We start from the raw sequence: 1819 nt of genomic DNA on the forward strand, positions 1-1819 counted from the left end.
GAATTTGAAATAATCATCTTCTGAAGTTTTCTTAAATCCGAATTATAAATTTCAAATAAATGTTCGATCAACAGCCATAAATTGTATTTCCACACTATTTAAATAAAATTAATACTAATAAAGACCTTAATAGCCACAAAACAAATAATCCTGAAACAACATAAAATTTACTTTTTTTAAATTACCCTTACATTATTCGTTTGGAATTACGAAATTGCAACGAAAACCAAAACCTAAATTATAATTAAGAATTCTTAGAAAGTCTAAATTTACTATGAAAAAATCAATTGTTGTTGCGTCACTTTTTATGGCTACGTGTAGCCTCTTTGCACAATCAAAAGAAGAACAAACCTTAAAAGACATATACAAATCATCCCTAACCAATGCCAAATGTTATCCTTGGCTAGACCACTTGTCAAATGCTATTGGTTCCAGATTATCAGGTTCAGCAGGAGCTGAGAAAGCCGTTTTATATACTAAAGCGCAATTAGAAACATTAGGATTAGACAAAGTGTACTTGCAAGAGGTAATGGTCCCAAAATGGGTAAGAGGTGAAAAAGAAATAGGCTATTTACAACTAGGGAAACAAAAAATTAGTTTTCCTATTTGTGCTTTGGGAGGATCAGTAGCGACTCCTAAAAAAGGACTGCAAGCCAACGTAATTGAAGTAAAAAGCTTAGAAGAGCTTGCAGCACTTGGCGAAGCAAAAGTAAAAGGAAAAATTATTTTTTTTAATAGACCCATGAATCCTGAGTTTGTAGAGACTTTTAAAGCATACAGTGGTTGTGTAGACCAAAGATCATCTGGTGCTAGAGAGGCAGGAAAACTGGGGGCTTTAGCAGTTATTGTGAGATCTATGAACTTACGTTTAGACGATTTACCGCATACTGGCGCTACTAATTACGGAGATACTGCTAAGGAACAACGAATTCCTGCTGCCGCAATAAGTACAAACGGTGCCGAACTTTTAAGTAAAAGTTTAAAAACCAATCCGAATGCTAGTTTTTATTTGAAACAATCCTGTGAAACTTTTGACGATGTGCTGTCCTATAATGTGGTAGGCGAGATGACAGGTACAGAAAATCCAGAACAAATTATGGTTGTAGGTGGGCATCTTGATTCTTGGGATCTTGGAGACGGTTCTCATGACGACGGTGCAGGTTGTGTGCAAAGTATGGAAGTATTGAATATCTTCAAAAATATTGGATATAAACCAAAACATACCTTGCGAGTAGTTTTATTTATGAACGAAGAAAACGGTGTTAAAGGCGGTAAGGAATACGAAATTCAATCTAGTAAAAACAAGGAAAATCATATTTTTGCTTTAGAAAGTGATTCGGGTGGATTTTCTCCAAGAGGTTTCTCTATTGATGCCGATGAGGTTAATTTTAATCAGATAAAAAGTTGGGGATCTTTATTTGAACCTTTTTTAATACATAAGTTCGTCAAAGGTCATTCTGGTGTTGACATAGGTCCATTGCAATCAAAACACATTGTAAAAGTGGGGTTGCAGCCAGATTCACAACGTTATTTTGATCATCATCATGCGTCTAATGATACTTTTGATGCAGTTCATAAAAGAGAGTTAGAACTAGGAGCTGCCGCTATGGCTTCACTGGTGTATTTGATGGATCAAAATGGAATAGCTAAATAAATTCAATCTTTGTGGAGGTGTCACAATTATTTTTTTCAATATTTGAATGAAATAATAAATGTGGCACCTTCATTTATTTTACTTTCTACCGCAATTCTTCCTCCTAAACTGGTAATGTGATTGTAAACCAAATACAATCCTATTCCATTACTATCGAGATTACTA

The 1819-nt window shown here is 34.5% G+C and carries 1 protein-coding gene; it reads left to right on the forward strand.

Annotated features, from left to right (window positions below; genetic code table 11):
- Nucleotides 1-274: 274 nt before the first annotated feature.
- Entirely contained in the window at nt 275-1654 is a 1380-nt protein-coding gene (locus FPG59_RS15805; RefSeq protein WP_086455495.1) for a M28 family peptidase, read from the forward strand.
- The last annotated feature ends 165 nt before the right edge of the window (nt 1655-1819 follow it).

The sequence above is a fragment of the Flavobacterium sp. FPG59 genome, assembly GCF_002150205.1.
Classification (GTDB): Bacteria; Bacteroidota; Bacteroidia; order Flavobacteriales; family Flavobacteriaceae; genus Flavobacterium.